The organism is Ruminococcus sp. (assembly GCF_017650195.1).
In the GTDB taxonomy this organism is placed as follows: Bacteria; Bacillota; Clostridia; order Oscillospirales; family Ruminococcaceae; genus Ruminococcus.
Map to the genome: position 1 here is coordinate 1 of NZ_JAGCFH010000031.1, position 2,718 is coordinate 2,718.

Below are 2,718 nucleotides of genomic sequence, written 5' to 3' on the forward strand. Positions count from 1 at the left end.
ATAGCCAATAATACAGAACCGTGGGGCACACGGGGTTAGCTCGCTTATGCTTAGTACATTGGTACTATCGAACGAGAACCGACTGCTCGCCAGTTGGCGAGAGGAAGCCCCCGCCTCTACAGGCGGGGGGAGGATGTCACTCTGTACGATAATTATACTTAAGAAACGTTTTCTTCATCACAAGCACACCCTGCGGAGGCAAAACAACTGTTTCAAAGGCGATTGGAAACCGCTTCGGAATATCCGTGTACAATGTTGATGATATGTTTGTTCAGCATCAGGCTTTGTCTGATAATGCTTTCTCAGAACAGCAGAATAATATATAACTGTCCCAGAAAGGACGGTATCTGTGCCGTGTACAGTACTTGATCTCATAAAAAACTGACTGATGTCAGCTTTGAGCCTTCATCAGTCAGTATGTAAGTAAGTTATTTCCTAATATACTCATCAATTGTTATAACAGCTTCTTTTGTCGTTGAAGTGTATGCATAGTAGGAAAGCACCTGCGAAGCATCAACTGCATTAATGCTGCCGTTTTTGTCAACGTCAGCATTAAGCTTTTGCTCCTCAGTATAACCTCCGTCCTGATTTGTTGAGGCCATTGCATAGTATGATAAAATTGATGAAGCATCGACTGCATTTATCTGACCATCGTTATCAACATCACCGAGGTGAGAAGGCGTTATAAGATTCTTAAAATCCGAATCAATATCTTCAAAATACTTTTCTCTTTCTACATTTACCCAATTAATAGTGCCATATTTGTTTACATCTGATTCATATGCTTCTTCAGTTATTTCTTGATCATTAAGATAATATTTCCAGGGTAAAGCACTTGTTCCAATCAAAAAGTTCTCAACATCTACTATGGAACCATTAACGATTTTAAAATAATTATTATAAATATATCCTCCAGCCGCATTACCACCATTACTGTATATCAAATCCGTTTGCGGAGAGTATGATACAAATCCTGCTCTTGGCAAAGTCATAAGTTTAATAATTTTTGAATCATAAAAAGTATATAATTCAGAATATGCAAAGGAAGCAGGAGAATAATTGATAAAGAGTTCGGGCGTTCCATCGTTATTCAAATCTCGTATTGCATATGTGGAACACATATTTTCTCCGAATTCTGCCTTGCTGCAGTAAACTTCTTCACTCATAGCAGTTTTTAGTAATTCCTTATACCCTTCCTGCCATGAACTATATGTTTTACTATCATCAGCAGCAATAGCAGTAATATTTTGCTTTTTAAACGGATTGCCCAAAACTGATGTTGATGCAGTCATAATAACTGCTGATATTACAATAAATGCATTTTCCCTAAATCTCATAAATGTTCCCCCCTTAATTAAGATAGTTCATCACATAGTACTACGTAAGTTCAATAAGCTAAGCCAATTTAACACACAACATTGTCAGATCATCAAACTGCGGCGCTTCGCCAACAAATTTGTCAACAGCGTCCTTCATTAGATTGAGCAGTTCCTTCGGTGCCACCTCTGGGTATGTATTTAGCGTTTCAAGCATTCTGTCTTTACCAAACAATTCATTATCAGCACGAGTAGCTTCTGGAACACCATCAGTATAGAGAAACAGTGTGCTGCCTTTTCCAAGCGTAAACTCATAATCTTTGTATCGAATGTTTTCCATACCACCGATAACAAAACCATGCTTATCTTTGTAAATTTCAAATTGGCCGTCAGCTTTCCTGATAATTGGGTATTCATGCCCTGCATTAGCAGCAATTACCTTGCCTGTAGATATTTCCAGCACGCCAAGCCATACAGTCACGAACATTTCCTCATGATTGTTCTTACATATCTGCATATTAACCTGTTCCAGTACCTTCGCAGGACTTCCGCCCAACAAAGCATAGTTATTAACAAGTATCTTGGATATCATCATAAACAATGCCGCAGGGACACCCTTTCCCGAAACGTCTGCCATTACAAGTCCAAGGTGATCGTCGTCGATAAGGAAAAAGTCGTAGAAATCTCCGCCAACTTCCTTTGCCGGGGTCATTGAAGCAAATATCTCAAATTCGTCCCTTTCAGGAAATGCCGGAAATATATTCGGAAGCATATCCGCCTGAATACGTGTAGCCATAGAAAGTTCCGCATCAATACGTGATGTTTCAAGCATTTGCTTTTCGTATTTTTCTGTAAGAGAATCAGTGATGACTGCAAACATATAAACCGCACCACCGACTGACGCAGCAAGAATCAATTTGAGCTCTGAAAAGAGCGTCTGAATGATAATCGCCAATAGCGGTACAACCATGTATATCCAATAAGCTCTATAAATACGTTTATCTATTTTAGCACGATATTTAATCAGTAAATATATACCTTGTACCAGCATAATAGCAGGAAAAGTATTTGAGAGGAAATACAGCTTTGAACGATGATAAACATTGTTTGCGTCAAAATAATAATATAAATCCGTAAAGTTTGAGATTATAAGCATGATTATATGAACAATCAACACTCCTTGAGTCATCAAGGCAGCCCTTTTGGCTGCTACTTCATTCAAAGAAGAGTACTGTATCATTACGATAAGCAGAAATGTCATGAATCCTGATACCATAAATTCAGTTATTGTTACAATACGAAGAATAAGTCTCACCGTATCACCGGGATTACCAACACTCAGCATTCGAATAAGATACATTGTTACATTTATAATAGCAAGATACAAAAACACTCCAAAATA

The 2,718-nt window shown here is 38.2% G+C and carries 3 protein-coding genes; 1 reads left to right on the top strand and 2 read right to left on the bottom strand.

The genetic code is table 11. The features are described from left to right. Window positions 1-428: 428 nt before the first annotated feature. Together J6U00_RS01270 and J6U00_RS01275 are read right to left on the bottom strand one after the other, a co-directional pair. Window positions 429-1,337 carry a dockerin type I domain-containing protein gene (locus tag J6U00_RS01270; RefSeq protein ID WP_296577812.1) on the bottom strand — a complete coding sequence of 303 codons (909 nt, stop codon included), beginning with the start codon at window positions 1,335-1,337 and terminating at the stop codon, window positions 429-431. Between the two features lie 58 nt (window positions 1,338-1,395). Further along, window positions 1,396-2,196: a PP2C family protein-serine/threonine phosphatase gene (locus J6U00_RS01275; RefSeq protein ID WP_296577815.1), complete on the bottom strand. Its 801-nt coding sequence runs from the start codon at window positions 2,194-2,196 to the stop codon at window positions 1,396-1,398. 322 nt (window positions 2,197-2,518) lie between these two features. Between J6U00_RS01275 and J6U00_RS01280 the strand changes: the two genes are divergently transcribed. Further along, window positions 2,519-2,718: hypothetical protein (locus J6U00_RS01280; RefSeq protein WP_296577816.1), on the top strand; the 200-nt coding region annotated here is incomplete at its 3' end.

Bases quoted from the DNA above. Each gene is read 5' to 3' on its own strand.
- J6U00_RS01270 (WP_296577812.1), bottom strand. From the start codon at position 1,337: ATGAGATTTAGGGAAAATGCATTTATTGTAATATCAGCAGTTATTATG.
- J6U00_RS01275 (WP_296577815.1), bottom strand. From the start codon at position 2,196: ATGTTTGCAGTCATCACTGATTCTCTTACAGAAAAATACGAAAAGCAA.